The organism is Desulfobacter sp., from assembly GCA_028768545.1.
Classification (GTDB): Bacteria; Desulfobacterota; Desulfobacteria; order Desulfobacterales; family Desulfobacteraceae; genus Desulfobacter.
This window is the reverse complement of record CP054838.1, coordinates 4,472,742-4,494,545: the sequence shown is the minus strand read 5'-3', so window position 1 is coordinate 4,494,545 and position 21,804 is coordinate 4,472,742. Positions and strand designations below refer to the sequence as shown.

General features: G+C 48.9%; 20 protein-coding genes. 19 read left to right on the top strand and 1 reads right to left on the bottom strand.

The features are described from left to right. Positions 1–17: 17 nt before the first annotated feature. The 6 genes from HUN05_21840 (at position 18) to HUN05_21815 (ending at position 5,939) form a co-directional block, all read left to right on the top strand. Complete coding sequence (locus HUN05_21840; protein WDP87443.1) at positions 18–470, top strand: response regulator; 453 nt, start codon at positions 18–20, stop codon at positions 468–470. A 29-nt stretch (positions 471–499) separates the two neighbouring features. Then, positions 500–2,347 (top strand): DASS family sodium-coupled anion symporter, encoded by a 1,848-nt coding sequence (locus HUN05_21835; GenBank protein WDP87442.1) that lies wholly within the window; start codon positions 500–502, stop codon positions 2,345–2,347. Between the two features lie 199 nt (positions 2,348–2,546). Continuing rightward, complete coding sequence (locus HUN05_21830) at positions 2,547–3,065, top strand: hypothetical protein (protein ID WDP87441.1); 519 nt, start codon at positions 2,547–2,549, stop codon at positions 3,063–3,065. Between the two features lie 51 nt (positions 3,066–3,116). Next, the gene (locus HUN05_21825) at positions 3,117–4,013 is read left to right on the top strand and encodes a response regulator (protein WDP87440.1); all 897 of its coding nucleotides are present in this window, start codon (positions 3,117–3,119) and stop codon (positions 4,011–4,013) included. A gap of 17 nt (positions 4,014–4,030) precedes the next feature. Then, a complete protein-coding gene (locus HUN05_21820) occupies positions 4,031–4,999 on the top strand; it encodes a universal stress protein (GenBank protein ID WDP87439.1) in 969 nt (322 codons plus the stop codon). A 13-nt stretch (positions 5,000–5,012) separates the two neighbouring features. Then, positions 5,013–5,939: a universal stress protein gene (locus HUN05_21815; protein ID WDP87438.1), complete on the top strand. Its 927-nt coding sequence runs from the start codon at positions 5,013–5,015 to the stop codon at positions 5,937–5,939. Between the two features lie 132 nt (positions 5,940–6,071). On the opposite strand, the gene HUN05_21810 is transcribed toward HUN05_21815, so the two are convergent. Then, positions 6,072–6,929 (bottom strand): methylated-DNA--[protein]-cysteine S-methyltransferase, encoded by an 858-nt coding sequence (locus HUN05_21810; GenBank protein WDP87437.1) that lies wholly within the window; start codon positions 6,927–6,929, stop codon positions 6,072–6,074. Positions 6,930–7,129: 200 nt separating this feature from the next. Between HUN05_21810 and HUN05_21805 the strand changes: the two genes are divergently transcribed. The 13 genes from HUN05_21805 to HUN05_21745 all read left to right on the top strand — a co-directional run bounded on the left by HUN05_21805 (position 7,130) and on the right by HUN05_21745 (position 21,795). Continuing rightward, a complete protein-coding gene (locus tag HUN05_21805) occupies positions 7,130–7,789 on the top strand; it encodes a (Fe-S)-binding protein (GenBank protein ID WDP87436.1) in 660 nt (219 codons plus the stop codon). Between the two features lie 326 nt (positions 7,790–8,115). Then, positions 8,116–9,465, top strand: a complete 1,350-nt coding sequence (argA, locus tag HUN05_21800; protein ID WDP87435.1) for an amino-acid N-acetyltransferase — start codon at positions 8,116–8,118, stop codon at positions 9,463–9,465. A gap of 366 nt (positions 9,466–9,831) precedes the next feature. Continuing rightward, complete coding sequence (locus HUN05_21795; protein WDP87434.1) at positions 9,832–11,583, top strand: two-component sensor histidine kinase; 1,752 nt, start codon at positions 9,832–9,834, stop codon at positions 11,581–11,583. After that, the gene (locus HUN05_21790; protein ID WDP87433.1) at positions 11,576–12,001 is read left to right on the top strand and encodes a response regulator; all 426 of its coding nucleotides are present in this window, start codon (positions 11,576–11,578) and stop codon (positions 11,999–12,001) included. The genes HUN05_21795 and HUN05_21790 overlap by 8 nt, the downstream gene beginning before the upstream one ends. Positions 12,002–12,022: 21 nt before the next feature. Continuing rightward, positions 12,023–12,436, top strand: a complete 414-nt coding sequence (locus HUN05_21785; GenBank protein ID WDP87432.1) for a response regulator — start codon at positions 12,023–12,025, stop codon at positions 12,434–12,436. 36 nt (positions 12,437–12,472) lie between these two features. Next, positions 12,473–14,047 carry a DASS family sodium-coupled anion symporter gene (locus tag HUN05_21780; protein WDP87431.1) on the top strand — a complete coding sequence of 525 codons (1,575 nt, stop codon included), beginning with the start codon at positions 12,473–12,475 and terminating at the stop codon, positions 14,045–14,047. A gap of 20 nt (positions 14,048–14,067) precedes the next feature. Then, positions 14,068–15,219, top strand: a complete 1,152-nt coding sequence (locus tag HUN05_21775; GenBank protein ID WDP87430.1) for a response regulator — start codon at positions 14,068–14,070, stop codon at positions 15,217–15,219. Between the two features lie 88 nt (positions 15,220–15,307). Then, entirely contained in the window at positions 15,308–15,748 is a 441-nt protein-coding gene (locus HUN05_21770; protein WDP87429.1) for a response regulator, read from the top strand. A 53-nt stretch (positions 15,749–15,801) separates the two neighbouring features. Beyond that, a complete protein-coding gene (locus HUN05_21765; protein WDP87428.1) occupies positions 15,802–17,262 on the top strand; it encodes a histidine kinase in 1,461 nt (486 codons plus the stop codon). Further along, complete coding sequence (locus HUN05_21760) at positions 17,259–18,698, top strand: sigma-54-dependent Fis family transcriptional regulator (protein ID WDP87427.1); 1,440 nt, start codon at positions 17,259–17,261, stop codon at positions 18,696–18,698. The genes HUN05_21765 and HUN05_21760 overlap by 4 nt, the downstream gene beginning before the upstream one ends. 165 nt (positions 18,699–18,863) lie before the next feature. Continuing rightward, positions 18,864–19,436, top strand: coding sequence for a response regulator (locus HUN05_21755; GenBank protein ID WDP87426.1), 573 nt, complete (start codon positions 18,864–18,866; stop codon positions 19,434–19,436). 14 nt (positions 19,437–19,450) lie between these two features. After that, positions 19,451–20,329 (top strand): methylenetetrahydrofolate reductase, encoded by an 879-nt coding sequence (locus HUN05_21750; protein WDP87425.1) that lies wholly within the window; start codon positions 19,451–19,453, stop codon positions 20,327–20,329. Between the two features lie 167 nt (positions 20,330–20,496). Continuing rightward, the gene (locus HUN05_21745) at positions 20,497–21,795 is read left to right on the top strand and encodes a (Fe-S)-binding protein (GenBank protein WDP87424.1); all 1,299 of its coding nucleotides are present in this window, start codon (positions 20,497–20,499) and stop codon (positions 21,793–21,795) included. Positions 21,796–21,804 lie beyond the last annotated feature (9 nt).

Sequence of the window (21,804 nt, the reverse complement as noted above, 5' to 3'; positions counted from 1 at the left end):
ACGAAGGAGGATAGGTTGTGGAAGAGATGAAATTATTATTGGTTGACGACGAGGCCCGGTACCTTGAGACCACCCAAAAGCTGATCAAGCGCAAAGGGTATGAAACCTGGATTGCCCAGAGCGGCGAGGACGCCTTGAAGATTTTAGACACCCGGACCATCCATGTGGTGGTACTGGATGTGAAAATGTCGGGAATGGACGGAAATGAAACCCTCAAGGCCATCAAGGATAGATATCCTTTGACTGAAGTGATCATGCTCACCGGTCATGCAACCGTGGATTCGGCCATAGACGGTCTCAAGTCAGGTGCTTGGGATTATTTGGTCAAACCTGCAGACATAGAACAGATCGTTGATAAAGCGGAGCAGGCCTTTGAAAAACGGATGCACCAGGAAGAAAAAATCCGGGCGGCCCAGGCCAGACAGTATATGAAATCCCCAAGGGATATTCTTAAAACAGAGGATGATTAAGGAACTTTATGCATAAAAGGAGAACGTAAATGAAAAAGGAAAAACCCGTAACAGGGTATGATAAATATATCGATTGGAAAATTTTTTCCATTCCCGTTGTTTTGTTTATTCTTGTGCTGCTCATGCCCACCCCCAATGGGATGAAGGATGTCGGCATGGAATACAAGGTCGGGCCCAAGGCGGTGGTCGGATATCTTACCCAGGAATTATTTGATGTCGCAAGTTCAGATGCCGAACAATGGCAGCTTTTAACTGCCCAGGTCATGGAGCGCAATATGCGTATCGGCGCCTTGCAAAAGGAGCGGTTTTTAAAACGAAACCTTAAATGGTGTAAAAAATACAAAATTTCCTGCCAAAAGGAAAATCTGGAAAAGGCCATGACCTTTGTGGAAAATCAATTTCCTGAAAAAAGATTTCTTGAGGTGATGCAAAATGCCCTGACCTTGAGAAAGGACGGCCTTCAATACGATACCCTGGCAGGAAAGGACAAGGCAGCCGCAGACCGAGGGGCCTGGCATATTAAGGTGGCCGTGGCCATGGGCGTTTTTGTTGTCCTGTGCTTTCTTACCGAGTGTATCCCCTTGCCTGCCGTGGCATTCTGCATCGGCCTCATCCTGGTCTTTACAGGGGTTGTGACCCGTAAACAGGTGGCCATGCTCTATTGGAGTGATGCCTGCTGGTTTATCATGGGCTCTTTGATGTTTGCCGCCGCCTTTGTTAAGACCGGGGTGGACAAACGGGTCTGCATGATGATGTTTAAAAAGCTGGCCGTTCCCAACACCAAATGGATTACCCTGATCTTTTTTCTCATCATCACCCCTTTGGCGGCCTTTATATCTGACCATGCCCTGGCCGCCATGTTTCTGCCCATTGGTATGCTTTTATATCAGAACAGCCTCACCGAAGAGGTGCCTGAAGACAAGGAGCTTGCCAAGTTGCTCATGATCTCCATTGCCATGGCCTGTAATATCGGTGGCCCGGGCGCACCTTCGGGCGGGGCAAGAAATGTCATCATGATGACCTATCTCACGGATATGTTTGGTGTGGATATTGGCTATTTCCAATGGGTCACCTATTGTTTCCCTTTTATTCTCTGCACGATTCCCGTGTCCTGGTTTGTCGTGAATATGCGGTTTAAGCCCAAGACGGTTTCTTTGGCACCTGCCATGGAGCATCTTCGGGGTGAGATCGACAAGATGGGCGGCTGGAACAGAAAACAGATCTGGGCCTTGATCATTTTTCTGATCATGGTGTTTGGCTGGTTCACGGAAAAAGCTTTTTACAATTTGGGAATTTATCCGGTCCGTCTGGGTATCGGCGTGATTGCCGTTGCAGGGGCCGTGGCCTATATCATTGCCGGTGTGGTCAATTGGCGGGATTATCAGGACCGGGTGGACTGGGGCGTGGTCTGGCTCTATGCCGGTGCCATTATTTTCGGAAGAACCCTGGACTCCACCGGTGCGGCCTATTGGCTGGCACGGTCCTGCATTGATTTTCTTTCCAACTTCGGTATGGACGCGGGCCTGCCCCTCATGGCCGTGAGCAACGGGCTTACCGCCTTGCTCACCAACCTTATGGCAGACGGTCCTGCTGCCGCCTCTGTGGGTCCCATTACCCTGAACATGGCAGGCATGGTCCATCCGGGCAGTTCCTATCTGCCGTTTATGGCCATGGCAACCGCCATTGCATCCTCTTTTGCCTATTGCCTGATCATCGGTACACCTCCCAATGCCATTGTTTATGCCTCAGGTTACCTTGAGCCCAAGGATTATCTTCGGGCCGGTATTCCCCTGTTCTTTTTTGCCAATGTCGTGCTCTTATTGCTCACCGGCATCTACTGGACTTTCAGGGGATTTGGCACCATGCCAGGATTTTAAATAGAGGAGGAATCTCAGATGAAAGAACAGGATGCTTTAGAGAAGAAAAAATCAGGAAGATTTTATTTTTGTAAACAGACAGAACAACGGATTCTTTTTTTCATGACCCTTTTCATGCTTGCGTCAGGGCTTTGGCTCCGCCTGTTTTAGGGCATTTGAAAGAAGAAGACGACCGTTATAAAGGTTTAAAGGAGGGGCAATGCCAACCATCTATGACACGTTAAAATTTTATGCCAGAGGCATTATTGAGCTCTTAATCGAGCCCCGGTTTTTTTTCACCACATTGCCTGAAAAAAATACCCTGGCCAAGGCCTTGGGGTTTCTCGGCTTAAGCTCGCTGTTTTTTGCAGGCGCAAGCCTGCTGACCGGGGCATCTTCGGGAAACCCTGTGGTCATGGGCCTGATATATTTTGCCAATGCTTCGGGCATGGTGTGTATCGGCTCGGTCATCGGCTATGCCGCCATGGTCATGATGTTTGGGAAAAAGGCCTCCTTTTGTCTGGTTTTCAGCCTCTATGTATACGCATCCGGGATTACCCTGCTGGTATCCTGGCTGCCCTTCCTGCTCTGGCTGACTGAACTCTGGAAATACTGGTTGATCTTTTCAGGGTTCAGGCGGGGCTGCGGCCTCTCCAAACGTCAGGCCCTGGAAGTCCTTGTCGTTTCCCTGCCCATTCAATGGTGCCTGATTTATTCGGCCATGAGGATGCTGATTTAATTCCCAGGGAACTAAAGAGAGATAAATTGAATATAAAGGAGCAAATATAAAATGAAAGACCCCATAAAAGTATTAATGGTTGATGATGAAAAGCGTTTCAGGGAAACTACCCGTAAGATTCTGTCCAGAAAAGGATTTGACACCATTCTGGCTGAAAACGGGATCGAGGCCTTGGAAAAACTCAAACAGGATCCCGATGTGGTGGTCCTGGATATCCGCATGCCCGGCATGGACGGCCATGAAGTCCTGGCCAAAATCCGGGAGACCGACTCTTCAATTTCGGTGATCATGCTCACCGGGCACGGAGACAAGCCTTCGGCAGAGCAGGCGTTGGAACAGGGCGCCTTTGATTACCTTGGCAAACCCTGCGACATCGACCTATTATCCGATAGGATCAAGGAGGCCTGCCTGGGCAAAACCCTGCCCCCACAAGAGGCCAGGGCAGGGTCTGTAATGATTCCCCTCAAGGATTTTACCACCATCGATGAGGCCAGCACCGTTGCCCAGGCCGTGAACAAGCTTAAAGTATCCTCTGTCACCCTCATGGCCACCAGCCGCCTGATGAAAACCGGGCACCGGTCTGTCCTGGTCACGGACATTTCCGGGGGGATACAAGGGATGTTAACCATCCGGGATCTTTTAGAGTTGATTTTACCCGGGTATTTATCGACTCCCAAGCCCAGCCTGGCAGATGCCATTGAATATTCTCCCATGTTCTGGCAGGGCATGTTTTCAAAGGCGGTCAAAGAGATGGGGACAAAACTCATCCGGGATGTGATGTCGCCTTCTCCTGTTTCCATTGACAGCCAGGCCAGGCTCATGGAGGCGGCCTATCTCATGGTCAGTGAAAAACATCCCCGTCTGATTGTGGAAGAAGAGGGGGTCCCGGTCGGGGTCCTCAGGGAACAGGATCTGTTTTTTGAAATGGAGACATATCTGAAAATTTAAACCCAAAGGAGGCAGTCATGAAACCAATAAGAAAAATCATGGCCTGTATTGATCTGTCAGATTATTCACCCATGACACTGGAATATGCCCTTGGCCTTGCCAAGGCCGGCAAGGCAGATCTCGTGGTATTCAGTGTTGTTCACAATAGAAATGTTCATCCGGTGTACCTTTCAGATTCCATGTATCCCTATCAGTTGGACACGGATCTCCAGGTGTCAAGGCTCAAAGAGCACCAGGAGTCCCAGGTCGTCTACCTGATTAAAAATGATTTTCCAAACCGGGAAAAAGAGATCTCCATTGAGGTGGATGTGGGATACCCCTCAGAGACCATTGTCAATGCCGTGGAAACTTTGGGTGTGGATCTTGTGATCATGGCCAACAAGGGCCGGAGCAACCTGTCCAGGTTTATGTTCGGCAGTGCGGCTGAAGGTGTATTCCGCCGCTGCCCTGTCCCCTTGCTCAGCCTCAGGGATAAGGAGGTGTTTCGCCGGCATCCCAATGGAGAGGCAAGGCCTGCGGCCCATGAGATAAAGACCATTATGGCGGCTGTTGATTTTTCTCCCTGGACAGATGAAGTCCTTGCCCATGCGGGCTGGCTTGCCCGATCTCTGGGGGCTGGGCTGAAAATTATGAACTGCATCAGTGAGGATGAACTGGACTGGATCAAAACCCATTTTATCCCCAGGGGCAGTTTTTCAAAATCCCGGTTTTTGCCCGGAGAAAAAGAGCGGCGGAAAAAAATGGTCATGGACAGGCTTGGTGAGCTTGGCATGGATGCGCTTTCTGAATTAAAGGTGACCATTGATTCTGGAAACCCCCTTGAGCAGGTGCTGAACGCAGTGGATACGGAGGATGCAGATCTTCTGGTCTTGGGGCCCAGGGGCCGGAACAGGTCCGGCGGCTTTATCCTGGGCTCCACCATTGAAAAATTGTTCAGGCATTGCCCGGTTCCTGTGATGCGTCTGGGTCCTGAACTTAGAAAATAATAAGGAGGTCATCATGTCGGCAAATAAAATATTGGTTACATTGGACGGGTCAGGGCGGGCAGTCAGAACCATTGACTATCTGTGCAATTTTGAACCCTTAAAATCAAAGCAGGTGGTGTTGTTCAATGTGACCACCCCTGTGCCTGAATCCTATTATGATTTAAGAAACGGCCCTTTTTCCGGCCCTGCCATCTCCCGGGTAAAAGCGTGGGAAATGGGGCAGAAAGCAGAGATGGAAGCCTTTATGGCGGATGCCAGGATGCGTTTGATTTCAGCGGGGTTCGGGCCTGAATCTGTCCATGTCCATCTTGGCCGCCGGGAAAACGGGATTGCCAGGGATATTATTGCTGAGTCGAAAAACGGGTATGACGCCCTTGTGATCCGCAGAAGGGGAAGCGCTAAATCCCTTTTATCTTTGACCCTGGGCGGGGTGGCGTCAAAACTTGTGGACAAGGCAGACACCATCCCTTTGATTGTGGCCGGGGTTCAACAGGTCAACCATGCCGTATGTATTGCGGTTGACGGTTCTCCCGGTGCGCTCCGGGCGGTCCGGTTCGCAGCCCAAATCATTGGCCAGACCCAATGCAGGATTGTCCTTTGCTCTGTTTTAAGGCCCCTGCCTTTTAATCCCCTTGAACAGGTGCCGGATCCATTTGCCAAGGTTGAGCTTGAGGCGCTGGAATCTGTTGAAACCGCCATTGAAAAGGCCAGAGAAATTCTGGCCCAGGCCGGGATCAAAAAAGAAAATGTTGAGGTTCAGGTCATCCAGAAGGCAAGAAGCCGTGCCGGTGCATTGGTTGGTGCTGCCGGAGAAGCCGGCTGTGACACCCTGATTTTCGGCAGAAAAGGTCTGTCCCAGGTCGAGGGGTTTGACCTGGGCCGTATTCCCAGAAAAGTGGTTTACGGCTCAAGAAAACTCACGGTCTGGCTGGTCCCCTGATAATGACCTGTATGGCAAGGGGCAGGGCAGAAAATTTTTTTCTGTCCTGCTTTTGCCGGGTATGGTTATGGATAGTTCCGGCAGCCGGGGGGATTAAGTTGCCATCTTGGTTGGGATCGTTCATAGGCATTGTCACCTCATGCGTTTTTTTGCAGCCTCCCATCCGACAATCGCTTTTTTTCTTGAAGAGCCCCATCGATATTGATGGATTTTACCTGATTTGGAAATAATTCTATGGCAGGGTATCAAATAGGCCACCGGGTTAATCGCTATGGCACTTGCAACGGCTCGAAATGCTTTTGGACGACCGATATATTGGGCAATATCTTGATAGCTCACTATATTCGCGCTGGGAATCTGCAACAATGCCTTCCATACATTAATCTGAAAATTTGTGCCTTTGATTAACAGGTTGAACGGGCGGGACTCATTGGGCTTTTTACGGTTGAATATTTGATATACAAGGGGCTCAATTGATTTAAAATCTTCCTTAAACACAGCCCCGGGCCATGCCTCAAAAAGTTGATTGAGAGCATGTGATTTGTTTTTTTCCTGTACGAAACCCAGATGACAAATCCCTCTTTTTGTTATCGCCATCAAACACTCTCCAAAAGGAGAGGTGCAAAAACAATAGTCAATATTTAACCCGGTTCCTTTTTTTTTGAATTCCCCGGGTGTCATCGCATCGAATGTCACAAACAAATCATGTAATCGGCTTGGGCCTGAAAGCCCGGAATCTAATGATGTATCAAGAAGCGTTTTTGATTTGGCCAGCTTTTTTTTAGTGTAATCAAGTGTAATAAATTGCAAGAACTGAACGGGCCCGATTCCAGCCCACCTTTTAAAGAGACGGTTGAAATGGTATTTGCTCAAATGGACACTTTCGGCAATTTCATCAAGACTTGGTTGGGACTTGAAATTATTTTCTATAAAACAAATGGCGTTTTCGATTTTTTGATAGTCGTCGGCTTGTTGTGAATAATTATACATCGCAATTTTATCCTTGAGTTTTATTTTACTTTAATTCATTTGATATCCCATGGCCACCCGAATATTGCTAAATTTTTTGAGCAATATTCGGGTGGCCGATCCTAAACCTATGGGGTAATCTATGCTGAAAGGATAAACATTGAATATAGCCACATGTATACTGTGGAGCGCCTTTAGCCAATATTTTAATAGGAGAAGAAATGGCCGGACAGACATACTTTAATCCAGGTTGTGCTTTAAGTATTTATAAACCCGAAATGGAAAATAAGATTATAGGGTTTTTGAACCGATACTATAGAGAAACAACCATACATAAAATTTGTTGCCGCCATGACCCCCAGCTTGAACAGGGCGCTTTGATCATAAATTTATGTGCCGGCTGTGACCAGCGATTCGGCAGCCTGTATGACGGAATATCAACCATATCCTTGTGGGAAATAATGGATCGTCTGGATTCGTTTTTGTATCCGGATTACAAGGGGTTAAAGGTGTCCGTACACGATGCCTGTCCAGTGCGGGAAAACCCGAAGGTTCACCGGGCGGTACGCAATTGCCTGGAAAAAATGAATATTGAAGTGATCGAAACAAAATTCAACCGTACACGCTCCGTATGCTGCGGTGATGATTTTTACCCCAAACTTTCTTTGGAAAAAATTCATAATCTGATGAAAAAACGAGCGGATTCAATGCCTTGTGAAAATGTTTGTGTCTATTGTGTTTCCTGCATAAAATCAATGCATATTGGCGGGAAAAGACCACGGTATTTAGTTGATCTGTTGATGACTGAACCCAGTGACCCCCAGGTATATGACACCGTTAAATGGCATGAACAATTGCAGGAATACATTGATAATCACTGAACCGCTTCTTTGGTTTAAGGTGAAGAATCAGCCCGGATTAAAGCCCTTAAATATCTACCTGGGCTTTGTTTTTTTTGAAAAGATTTATCCCGCATATTTCACGAATCGATTTTCCTCAAATTGTCAGTTTCTGACCTTCAGGTTATGAAATATTAGGGCTCTGGGATCTTGTACTGTGTTTGTATGGTATGATCAGATTTTCACCGCCGATCCAGAGACCAGGTCTTGTGCCGATTCTTTGGGGATACGCCCTTTCAGAGTCAATTTTTGGATGTGAATTAAATTTTTATTGAAGCCCCGGGCATTTGCAGGTAAATTAGGCGGCTATGAATATCCAGCTTCCCCAAAGATATGCCGGACGGGCAAATGTAAACACCATCCGGGAGGTATTTGACTATATCCGCCGGTACAAAGGCAAAACCTTTGTCCTTAAAATTGACGATGCCCTGATTTCCCATCCTTTTTTCCCTCTGCTCATGAAGGACATTGCCCAGTTCCATGACATCGGCATCGGGGTGATCATTGTCACGGGCACCCGGGCAACCATTGAGGCCCATCTGGCCAAGGCCAAGCTTTACACCCGGGTGGTCAACGGGGTCAGGATCACCCCCAAGGCTGCCATGGCCCATGTGAAGCTGGCTGCCATGGAAGTGGTCCAGACCGTGATTGCCCATCTTTCTGCCGGCAATGCCAACGGAATCATGGGGAACTGGATCCGGGCAAGGTCCATGGGGGTGGAAGATGGGGTTGATTATCAATACACCGGCCATGTGGAAAAAATTCAGTCAGGCATTGTTCAAAAACTGCTGGGCCAGGGGTTTATACCGGTGATTTACAATATCGGGATGAATGCCACAGGGGATTGCTATAATCTGAATACAGACCAGATTGCACGGCAGGTCTGTTTGGACCTGGACATTGAAAAGCTGTTTTTCATCCGTGCCCGGGAGGCCATCTCCGCCCAGGGGGTTGAACTCCCGCCGGGCAGCCAGGTCCATCCCAACAAAAAAATTTTTTCCAACATGGACCTGGATCATGTGGATTTTCTGCTCTCGGCAAACACGGATGCCTTGAGTCTTGAGACCCAGGCCCTTTTGACGTATTCAAAAGAGGTGATTGACCGGCCCAACGGGGTAAACCGGGTCCACATCATTGACGGCAGACGGGAGGGCCGGCTGCTCCAGGAAGTTTTCTCGAGCATTGGCGGCGGCACATTGATTTACGGCAACCAATATGCCCACATCCGCAGGGCCGGCCTTGAAGATGTGCCCGAGATCCTCCACCTCATGGAAGAATATGTTAAAAAGGGGAACCTGGTCATGAGGACGGCGCCTGATATTAAGGCCAAAATCGACTCATACCATATCTATGCAGTGGATCATGCCGTATACGGGTGCGGCGCCCTTTACGAGCTGGGCCAGGGATGGGCTGAGATCGGGGGGATTGCCGTTAACCAGGCCTATAAATCCCAAGGGATCGGCCACGGACTTATCGAATATCTCATCGACATTGCAAGGGATAAAAAAATTCAGACCCTTTTTCTTCTGACCACCCAGGCCGCAGACTGGTTTTTTGAGTTTGGTTTTGTCTGGGCAAGCCCCGATGATCTTCCACCATCCCGACGGCAGGGATACAATTTTGAACGAAATTCCCGGGTCCTGCTTCTCAAGCTTTGATGATTTTTACGGGCCTGGTTTTCCCTGCGGTTGCAAACATCATAACAATTCAGCGCAAGACAGTCAGGGATGACGCCCTCTCGTTCTGCTGGGAACCCTGATAACCAAGTCGGTGCAGCCTTGCCGGTTTTCTAATCAAATTATCTGTTTTTTTTACAGGGTGTAAAAAAAACAGACAGGTGTCGGGATCTTTTCCTAAATTCATGGAATCATCATAATTTCTTTTATTCCAAAGGGTTGTGCGGCATTCTGCCCCTTTCAAAATGTTTGGCATGTATCTTGATATGACTAAATCCGGATAAAAATTGAATTAGCCCGGATTCAGGTGAAGGCCAGGTCCGGGTAATGGGAAAAGGACAGATCAAGATGGAAGAACCGCTGGCAGACCGGAAAGGGTTTTATCAGATTTTGACACGAAAGATCAGGGTGTTGATCCTGGTGGTCTCTTTTGTTCCCATGATGCTGACTGCCGGCATCCTGTGCTACCGGTTTCACCAGGCCTATTCTGAAAAAGTCTCTGCCCATATTTCAGAGCTGGTCCTCAAACACACCCAGAATATTGATGCCTTTTTACTGGAAAAGCTGGGCAATATCCGCTATCTGGCCCGGCAGTTTTCAGAAAGCAATCCGGAATCGGCACAGACCTTTTTGGTTCTTCACCTGGCCCGGCTCAAGGAAGAATACGGAGATGTGTTCACGGATCTTGGTCTGGTAAATACCCAGGGGATACAATTTGCCTATGAAGGGCCGTTTCGCTTTGAAAATGCAGATTATTCCAGGGCCAAATGGTTTGTCCGGTCCATGGAGAGCCCCTACTATATTTCAGATGTCTTTGCAGGACTCCGGGGGCATCCCCACTTTATCCTTGCCGTAAAGGTGACCTGTAAAAAACAGGATTATATTCTCAGGGCCACCATCAATTTTACAGCCTTTAATTCTCTGGTGGAAAATATTCAGATCGGAAAAACCGGGGCCGCTTATATTGTCAACACCAAAGGGGAGTTCCAGACCCATGCCAGGTCCGGGACAAGCGCCCATATCGCTCCGGCCATGGTTGCAAAAGATGTTTTTTCTGATAATAATACCGTGGTCATGAAAAAGGCGGATATCCAGGGAAACGCTTATATATACGCCCTTTCGATTTTTAAGAACATCGATTGGAGAATGGTTTTCCGCCAGGACCTTGACGATGCCATGAGGGATTTGTGGAGGGCGGAAATGCTCTCTTTGGGCATTTTTGTCATAGGATGCATTGCCATCTTGTCGGTTTCTTTTACCCTGCCCAGAAGCATCGTCAAACTCATTGCCGCGGCTGACAAGAAAAATGAAGCCATGAACAAACAGGTGGTGGAGAGCGGTAAGCTTGCCACCATAGGGGAACTGGCCGCCGGCATTGCCCATGAGATCAATAACCCTGTGGCCATTATGGTGGAAGAGGCCGGATGGATGGGGGATCTGCTTGAAGAGCCCTTTGATGACACCACCTTTGACGAGTTTAACCGGGCCATTGAACAGATCAAGACCCAGGGCCGGCGATGCAAGGATATCACCCACAAGCTGCTGAGCTTTGCCCGCAAATCCGATGCAACTGTGGCAGATATCAGGATCAACGAGGTGATCCAGCAGATTGTCTCCCTGACCGCCCAGATGGCCAGGTACAACAACGTGTCCATCCAGACCCGCCTGGGACCGGAATTGCCCTATATAAGGGTTTCCCCTGCTGAACTTCAGCAGGTGGTGCTCAACCTGGTCAACAATGCCATTGACGCCATGGGAAAAGAGGGCGGGATTATCAATATTGATACCTGTGTGAACCCCGAGGACAGCCAATACGTCCTTGTTGAATTTTCAGATAACGGGCCCGGGATTCCAAGCCAGAATCTGGCCCGGATTTTTGATCCGTTTTTCACCACCAAAGCCGTGGGTAAAGGAACCGGTTTAGGACTTTCCATCTGTTACGGGATTATTCGGAAAATGGGGGGAAAAATAGAGGTTAAAAGCATCGTGGGGCAGGGCACAAGTTTTTTTATTTTTCTGCCCATAGATACCAAAAATTTATCTTTTGGAAAAAAAACTCAGCTTGAGCAATTAAAAAATCAAGGAGAAAACAATGAGTAAAATTTTATTTGTGGATGATGAAAAAGCATTTCTGGATACTCTGATCAAGCGTCTGGAAAAGCGAAAGATCAATCCCCGGGCCGTGTACAGCGGGGAAGAGGCCTTAACATTCCTCGCAGAGAACACCTCAACAGATGTGGTGGTGCTGGATGTGAAAATGCCGGGAATGGACGGTCTTGAGACCCTGTCTGAAATCAAAAAACAATTCCCCTTGGTCGAAGTGATCATGCTCACGGGCCATGCCACGGTCGAGTCTGCCATTGACGGGATGAAGCTTGGAGCCTTTGATTACATGATGAAGCCCTGTGACCTGGATCTGCTCATGGAAAAACTGGACAAGGCCGTTGCCAAAAAACAGGGTCATGAGGAAAAAATTATGGAAGCCAGGCTCAAGGAAATTGCCGGGCAGAGGGTTTGAGCAAACCCCAAAAGGATTCGTATGAACCAGACATTTCATACCCGTATTTTGCTGGTGGATGATGAAAAAGGCTTTGTGGATGTGTTGGCCAACCGACTTGAGCGCCGGGGCATTGAAGCGGTCAAGGCATGTTCGGGCACCCAGGCCTTCCAGGCCCTGCGCAAGGCTGATTTTCATCTGGTGCTTTTGGACCTGAAAATGGAGGATATGGATGGAATTGAAGTGTTGAAAATTATTAAAAAAATGGCGCCGGAACTGCCGGTGATCATTCTGACCGGGCACGGATCCCAGGCCGCGGCAGAAGACGGAATGGCCCTGGGCGCCTTTGACTATCTGACTAAACCCTGCGAACTTTGCGAGCTTTTTGAAAAAATCCAACAGGCCTGCAGTGCGTTTCAACCTGACAAAGCGTCCGGGGATTTAACACAGGGATAATGGATTCTACAATGAATAATCGGCCAAGGAGAGCACATGTTATTTAAGACAAACGGATTTAAGCTGGCAATTGCATTTTTGTTGGGTGTTGCGGTGTTTCTGCTACCCCGGCCAGAGGGTACAAAGTTTAAAATTTCAGGGGACGGAACCGGCCAATTGTCCGCAGCTGTCGTTCCGTATTTTACCATGATCCCTGAAAAGGGCAAAACAAGTTATATTCTAAAGGCCAAGGCACCGGGAACTGAACAGGCCCGGGCGGATTTTTTAGAGCAAAAGGCTTTTGACATGGGCCTTGCCAAGGTTCAAGTGGATTATGTGGACGGGCTGTCGCCCAAGGCCAAGCGGTTTTTATCCATGCTTGCCGTGCTCATTGTCCTCTTTGTCATTGAACCCATTCCATTGGAGATCACAGCCTTACTCATCGGGGCCTCTCTGGTTCTTTTGCAGATTACCGACGTAAAAGGGGCCTGGGCACCTTATATGCACCCGGTGGTGATTTTTATCATGTGCTGCCTGATTTTTGCCATTGCCCTGGACAAGGTGGGGCTGACCCGCCGTCTGGGCTATTATATTATTAAAAAGGCGGGCAACTCCGTGACCCGGTTCACCTTTATCATTGCCATTGGTCTTGGCCTTGCCTCCTCATTCATGCACGATGCGGCTGCCTGTGCCATTGGTATTGTGACCATGCTGCCCCTGATGCGGGCCTGCGGCATAGAACCCAATACCACAACGGCCAAGTTCATGATGCTCTCTTTGCCCTTTGCCTGCTCCTGCGGCGGTATGGGGACATTGGTGGGCGGTGGGCGGTGCATGGTTTCTGCAGCGTTTTTAAAGGAGTTCACCGGTATTGAGATCACCTTTTTTGAGTGGATCAAATATTGTATGCCTGCAGCCATTATCACGGTGCCGGTAGCCGTGTTCCTGGTTTATCTGGTCTATCGGCCCGACCCCAAATTCAAGCTGCCTGATTTTGATGAAAATCTCGGGCCCATGACCGGGGCCGAAAAAAAAGCATTGATTATTATCAGTCTCTCTTTTCTCTGCTGGCTGACCAAGGGGCTTCACGGGATTCATTATTCAGTCATCGGCATGATCGGCGTTGCCGCTTTGGTCCTTTTCAAGGTGCTCAAGTGGCGGGATGTCAATGACAACCTGGAATGGGGAACCGCCCTGTTCATCTTTGGCGGGGGTATTTCCCTGGGGCTGGCCATGGGCTACTCAGGGGCGGCAGATTATTTTGCCAACCTTTTCTTCCCCCTGATCCAGGGCAAGGGATGGCTGGTTCTCTTTGCCGGTGTGGCCGTGTTCGGCGCCCTGGTCACCAATGCCATGGCCAATGTGGCCGCTGCCGCCCTGATTCTGCCCATTGTTATTCCCATGGCCCAGCTGGAAGGGGTAAATCCCATGATCCTGGCCCTGGGGCTTGGCATGGCCACCTCCTTTGCCATGCTTTTGGTCATTGGATGTCCGCCCAACGCCATTGCCTATTCCTATCGGTATTTTAAATCTTCGGATTTGACCAAACTGGGGGTTGTGGTCACCCCTGCTCTTTTGTTAATACTTTTAGGGGTGGTCTGTACCTGGTGGAAGGTGCTGGGATTAATTTAAACCAAGGCTTGGGTTAATTCATGGAAACGATTGAAAAAAAATCTTTTGAGCAAGTGCTTCCCATTTTGCTGGTGGATGATGAGGACCCTTATAGAATGGCCCTTGCCCGTCGCCTTGAACGGCGGAAGATGAACGTGATCCAGGCGGGTGACGGGACATCCTGTCTGGATATTCTTTCCCATACCGAGGTGGACGTGGTGGTTCTGGATATGAAGATGCCGGGTCTGTCCGGAATGGAGACCTTTGAGTCGATCAAAAAGTATCATCCAGGAGTTCAGGTGATTTTTCTGACCGGCAATGCCGCTGTGGCCGAGGGGGTGGAAGGGGTCAAGGCCGGTGCCTTTGATTATCTGTCCAAACCCGTGGAGATTGATCATCTGGCAGGCAAAATTTTTCAGGCCTGTGAGATGCGGCGGCTGGAAACAGCCCGGGAAAGGGATAGGGCGCTTCGCAGGCGGCTGGAAAGAAAGATGATCCATACCGAGCGCCTGGCATCTTTGGGCACCATGTCCACAGGGATCGCCCATGAGATCAACAATCCTCTGGCCGTGATCAAGGAGTCGGCAGGGCTGATACGCCAGGTCCTTGAAATGCCCGGAAAAACACCTGACAAAGCCCTGCTCTTTAAAGGGCTTGAAAAGATCGAAAAAAGCATTGACCGGGCCGGGCGGATTACCCACCAGCTTTTGGGGTATGTCAGAAAACAAGGATCTGAACTTTCAAAGGTGGATATCGGTATTCTGCTGGATGACAGCTTGGGACTGGTTCGGCAGGGGATGAAGGGCAAAGAGTTAGACGTGATCCAAAAACTGGGTCCCGGGGCCAGGTTTATGTACACAGATCCTTTCCAGGTCCGACAGGTGCTGGTCAATCTTTTGGACAATGCCATGGATGCCCTGCCCCCAAAGGGTATGATTCATCTGTCCACCTTTAGAAAAGGCAAGATGGTCTGCCTTAAGATTCTGGATAACGGACCGGGGATTAACAAGGATGATCTTGAAAAAATTTTTGACCCTTTTTTCACCACCAAGCCCGTTGACCAGGGAACAGGGTTAGGCCTTTTTGTGGTGCACAGGATAATGGAGAATTTAGGGGGAAGTATCGTGGTGGACTCAACCCAAGGCCAAGGCAGCACCTTTACGGTCTGCCTGCCTGAATGGGAACAAGACTGATCTGCAAACGGTGGTAAGGGTCCGGATAAAATAAAAACATACCCGTTCAAACAGGTATACAGATATCAAGGCAAAAGGAGAAAGAGGTATGATTAAAATACCGGTAAAATTATTGATTGTTGATGATGAAAAAGATTTTGTGGAGATGTTTTCCTTGAGGATGACCAATCGGGGAGAGAAAGTGTCTACGGCATACAGCGGAAAAGAGGCATTGGCATTTTTAGACAAAACCGCTGTGGATGTCGTGATTCTGGATATACGGATGCCCGGGATGGACGGGATTGATACCCTCAAGGAGATCAAGGCGCATCACCCCCTGGTGGAGGTGATTCTGCTCACCGGCCACGGATCCACTGAAACCGCGGTCCAGGGCATGAAATTAGGGGCATTTGACTATCTTATGAAGCCGGCTGATTTTGATGATATCAATACCAAGATCGCAAAGGCAAGGCAGCGCAAGGATGACCAGGAAGAGCGGATACGAAAGGCGGAGGCAAGACTGCTTTTGCGCCGTTCCGGAGATATTTGATTCTATAACCATTACTGGCGCAAGTTGGGCCATAATATACAAGGAGGGGCGCGTTGAGCCTTAAACATAGGGTATACCTTGCCAATGCCATACTTTTAGGGATTACGGTTATGGGAGCCGTGGCCATGATCTGGTATACCTATAAAACCGAGATTTTGTTCGAGGATATTGTGGACCGGCATCTTTGCGTCTACCAGTCAGCAGAAGCCCTTGAAGCCTCACTTTTAAATCAGAAAGGATATTTGTCGTATTATCTTTTGGATGATAATCCTGAGTGGATCCAACAGCTTCTGGTTTTGCAGGCGGTGTTTCACCAGCGGCTTGCAAAGGTAAAACTTTTGGTGGAAGATCCCTGGGAAAAAGAGGCCTTGTTACGGGTTGAAAAAGAGTATGCGGTCTATATCACTTCCAAGGACAAGGTGCTCAGTCTTTATAAAAAAGGGGATCCAGGCGCAGGGGCTGCTTTGCACAAGGAGGTGAGGGCCAGTTTTTTTAGGATTTTTGAACTTTGCGAAAAATTTAAAATTTTCCATAAAAAAAATATTGATCATGCCGTGGACATCAGCCAGAAGGATTCCAACCGGTTGAGGTATATTGCCCTTTTGGCCATTGTCACGGTGGTACTGTTAAGTTTGCTGATCAATTATATATTTACCAGCCATATTTTAGAGCCCATCCGGAAACTGGCTGAAGAGGCAGACAAGATTGGTCATGGCCGATCCTTTGGCAATGAAGTGGCTGCTTTGAAAGACAGTGTTCACGGGTTGATTGAAGATGCCGACCAGACCCATGAGGAGCTTCGGCGCTCCAGGGAAACCCTGATGCAGTCCGAAAAAATGGCCCTTTTGGGAAAACTTGCAGCCGGCACGGCCCATTCCATCCGCAATCCTTTGACATCCATAAAAATGCGGCTCTTTTCCCTGGGCAGGGCCGGCAGTTTTTCCTCTGCCCAGCAGGAAAATATCAATGTGATTTCAAATGAAATCGGACATATCAACAAGATTGTGGAAAATTTTCTTGAGTTTTCAAGCCCCCCCAAGCTGACCATGAAAAAGGAGAGCCCCTCCCAGGTGGTGGACAATACCCTCCGCCTTTTGGAGCAGCGGCTTAAATCTTTTGGGGTGACGGTACAGCTTGTCCGGCAAACCCCTCTTTCTGAGGTGCTTTTGGATCCGGGTCAATTAAAAGAGGCCCTGGCCAATATCATTATCAATGCCTGCGAAGCCATGGAACATGGCGGAAAAATCACCATTACCGAATCCCAAGAAGAGGCCAGCGGTCATAAAAAAGTGGCGGTTATCCGTATTCAGGACACCGGACCCGGGATTTTAGAGGAAATGGCTGAAAAGATTTTTAATCCTTTTTTTACCACCAAAGAAGAGGGCACAGGCCTGGGGCTGAGCATTTGCTTTAATATTGTGAGTGAACACGGGGGCTGCCTGGTTTTGGACAGCCCGCCCGGGCAGGGGGCTTGCTTCACCATTACCCTGCCGGTAAACAAGGAGGCCGTATGACAAAGATTCTTGTCATTGACGATGATGATCAATTGAGAACCAGTTTTTCCAAACTTTTACGGGAGGAAAATTATGAGGTGGTCTCTGCAGCCAGCGGAGAAGCCGGCATAGAGATCGTGGAAACTACAGAACTGGATCTTGTGATTTTGGATGTCCGCCTGCCCGGTATCAATGGGATTGACGCCTTTAAGTCCATTCGGAAAATTGATGCCAAACTGCCTGTGATCATTGTCACGGCATTTGGAACCACGGAAACCGCCATTGAGGCCATCAAGGCCGGTGCCTATGATTATCTGCTCAAGCCTTTTGACGTGCCCGAGATGCTGTGCATGATTTCCCAGGCCGTGGATGCCGGCTATTGCATGAGATCTCCCGTGGAGGTGGATGCCGCTCCCAAGACCTATTCACCCAATGCCATTGTGGGCCAGAGTCCGGGCATGCAAAAGGTGTATAAATCCATTGGCCGGGTGGCCCAGACCCATGCCACGGTTTTGATCCAGGGCGAGTCAGGCACGGGCAAGGAACTTGTGGCCCGGGCCGTATACCAGCACGGGATAAGGTCTGACCAAGCCTTTTCCATTATCAATTGCGTGGCCATTCCTGAAAACCTTTTGGAAAGTGAGCTGTTCGGCTATGAAAAAGGGGCATTTACAGGGGCCTCCCAGAGGCATATCGGGAAAATTGAACAGGCAGACAAGGGTACGGTGTTTTTGGATGAGATTGGGGATATGCCCATCAGCATCCAGGCTAAAATTTTAAGACTGCTCCAGGAAAAAAGACTTGAACGGCTGGGCGGAGATGAGACCATTCCCGTGGATGTGCGGATCATTGCCGCGACCAACAAAGATCTTAAGGCCGCCATCAAGGCCGGAGAATTTCGAGAAGACCTTTATTTCAGGCTCAAGGTGGTGACCATTGATTTACCGCCCTTAAGGGAACGCCAAGGTGATATCAAAGATTTGACAGCCCATTATCTGGCCCGGTTCGCTCACGAATTGAACATGGAAAATCCGGGGATAAGAGAGGATGCCCTGGAATTGCTGATTCAGTATGGGTGGCCCGGAAATGTAAGAGAATTGGCAAACCTCATCCAGAAGGTATTGATTTTCAACCGGGGCAACCCTGTCTCCCTTGCGGATTTAAGCCAGATTATCCGGAACAAGAATAAAAAGGGCAGTTTGGAAGGCGGAGGGGAAAATGAAGAAGACGCGGTCCGCCATTGGATCCGTCAAAGCATAGGGGATTTGGCAAGCCCCCACAGCTTTGAATATTTTATTGATATGGTTTCATCCATGGTCGTGGAAGAGGCCCTGGAATTGTCCAATGGGAATCGGTCCCAGGCAGCCAGACTTTTAGAGGTGTCCCGGCCCACCTTCCACGCCAAAATTGACAAGTACAATATCAATACGATTTCGTCCACAAAAATAATTCGCTGATTTTTTTGTGACATTCCAGGCTTGGATATCTCGGCCAGAACAGGGGCGGGATATTTTTACGGTCATTCGGTATAGTTATTTAATTTATTTTATTCGCTTGACAAAGCGAAAACCATGTAATAACTATAAAAGCTATAATCCCATACATGGCATTAAGGAGGCATTATGGAAGAGACCTTGACTGTATTTACGGCAAGCAAGTACTGCAATGTATCCTCTAAAACCATCATCAACTGGGTGGAGGCCGGCCATATCAAGGCCTATAAAACAGTGGGGGGCCATCGCCGTATCCAAAAGGATGATCTGGAGACCTTCATGCGCAACCAGGGCATCCCCATCCCGGATGAAAAAGAGGAGGGCGCAAGGAGAAAAATACTGGTGGTGGACGATGACATGATCATTGTGGAATCCATTGTCCAGGCCCTGGAGGAAGATGAGTTCGACTATGAGGTGGTGTCGGCTTCGGACGGGTTTGAGGCCGGTCTCCAGGTCAGTCATTTTCATCCTGACCTGGTGATTCTAGATATCATGATGCCGGACATCAAAGGGTATGAAGTCTGCAAAAAGATTAAAACCAGTCCAAAGACAAAGGAGACCAAAATTATCGTTCTTTCCGCCTATCTGGACGATGAGAAATTCGCCCAGATGAAGGAAAACGGGGCAGATGTCTGCTTTTCAAAACCCCTGCCCCTTCCCCAGCTCAAAGATGAAGTGGCTAAACTGCTTGGATTAAAATAAAAAGGAGGCAGATCATGAATTTAAAAGAATCTTTGGAAAAAAAGAGATTTGTGGTGACCTCTGAGATCCAGGCGCCTTTAGGGGATGAAGAACCTGAAACCTTGATTGAAAGCCTCAGCCGCGTCAGGGGACGGGTGGACGGGGTCTCGGTTCAGGAAACCGAGCTTGAAGGGGTGGTGGGCGATTCCATTCGAACCTGTGAACTGCTCAAAAAAAATAGGTTCAACGTCATCTTCCAGACCACGACCCGGGACAAGAACCGGTACCAGCTGCAAAAGGATCTGACCCTGGCCCATGAGACCGGGGTGGACAATCTTCTGGTATTTACCGAGGATTACAGGATTTCGGGCAATACCCTTCAAGAAGATATGTTCTTCCATGTGGATTCGGGCAAGCTCGGATCGGTGCTCGATCATTTAAAACAAGGGGTCTCCATTGAGGGAAACGATCTTTCCGATAAAATGGACTTCATGGTGGGCTCCGGGGTTGAAACCCCCTGGGGACGGAACATGCCCAAGCGGGGCATGGAGGAGATGGAGGACATGATCCATGTGGGTGCGGGGTATTTTCTGACCACCCCCATATTTGATGTGGATCAGTTTGAAAAGTTCATGAAACAGGTGACGCCTTTCAGGGTGCCGGTGATTGCCGAGGTCATGATTTTAAGGACCGCCGGCATGGGTAAATTTTTAAATCGTCATTTTAAATCCGGGCTTGTATCTGAGTGGGTCATCCAGAAGCTGTTAAAGGCGCCGGACAAACAAAGGGCAAGTATTGAATTATTTGCTGATACGGTTGCAAGCTTAAAAGATATCTGCCAGGGCGTTCACATCATTACCGTCGGCGGAGAAGATAAGCTTGCCCAGTATCTTAATGCAGCCAAATTAAGATGATGGTCTCCTTGAAAGACGTTTGGATTTCAGGTCGGCAATGGTGCAAAAAAATATTTTAAAAGGGTTTAAATCATATTCTGAGCTGAGACATTATCTTTGATTCGCTGATTTTTTGCAGCAAAGGGCTGGAAGACAAAGCTTTAAGAAGACCATAAAGGAGCGGTTTTATGGTCCAAGCAATAAAAATCGACAGGCTGGATTCTGAACTTAAAGATGCGGTATTGGATAAAATTCCAGATGCCAATTTTGATCTCTGTTTGACCTGCGGCACCTGTACCGGCGGGTGTCCGGCTTCCGAACAATTTGACATGGATCCTCGAAAATTGATCCGCATGCTCAATTTCGGCATGGATGAGCAAATCCTCAACTCGGACTGGAAATGGGTCTGCTCCATGTGCGGCCGGTGCCAGCTGGCCTGTCCCATGAACATCAACATCCCCAAACTCATCTATAACATACGTTCAAAAATGGCCCGGGAGAAACGGCCCAGGGGCATTTTAGGGTCCTGCGATCAGCATATCAGAACAGGATCTGCCATGGGCGCAGCCAAGGAGGATTTTAAATTCACGGTCCTGGATGTGGCTGAAGAGATCCGGGAAGAGCATCCGGGGTTTGAAGATCTTGAGGTCTCTGTGGACCGTGTGGGCGCCCAGATGGTGTTAAACCAGAATTCAAGGGAGCCTGTAACAGAGCCAGAAGAGATGGGGCCGCTGTGGAAGGTGCTTCACACGGTGGGGGCGGACTGGACCTATCCTTCGGTGATGTGGGCCGGTGAAAATTACTGCATGTTCCTGGCCGATGACGAGGGCTGGAAATATATTATTGAGGAGTTTGCCCTTCATGTGGACAATACCTTAAAAAGCCCCATGGTGGTCAACACCGAGTGAGGCCATTCATACTTTGCAATCCTGGAAGGATTGCGAAAATTTAAAATTCCCCACAAGTTTGAACTGGTAACCATCATCGAACTTTATGCTCAATGGATCCGGGAGGGAAAGCTTGCGGTCAATTCCGACTGGAACAAGGATATCAAAGCTAAGTTTACCATCCAGGACCCTTGCAACATCGGTCGGAAAACCGGGTCCAACAAGATTGTTGACGAACTGCGGTTTGTGGTGAAAACCGTTGTGGGCGAGGAAAATTTCATCGACACCGTGCCCAGCCGGGTGAATAATTTTTGCTGCGGGGGCGGGGGCGGGGCGCTCCAGGCAGGTTTCCCAGACCAGCGAAGGGCCTACGGCAAGATCAAGTTTGACCAGATCATGGCCACAGGGGCAGACTATGTGATCGCACCCTGCCATAACTGCCACGGCCAGATCGAGGATCTCGGTCATCATTTTGGGGCGGATTACCATGTGGTCCACCTCTGGACCATTATCTGCCTTGCACTGGGGTGTCTGGCCGATACAGAACGTACCTATCTTGGGCCGGACCTGGCCAATCTGGGACTTGCAGCAGAACACTAAAAGGAGGGA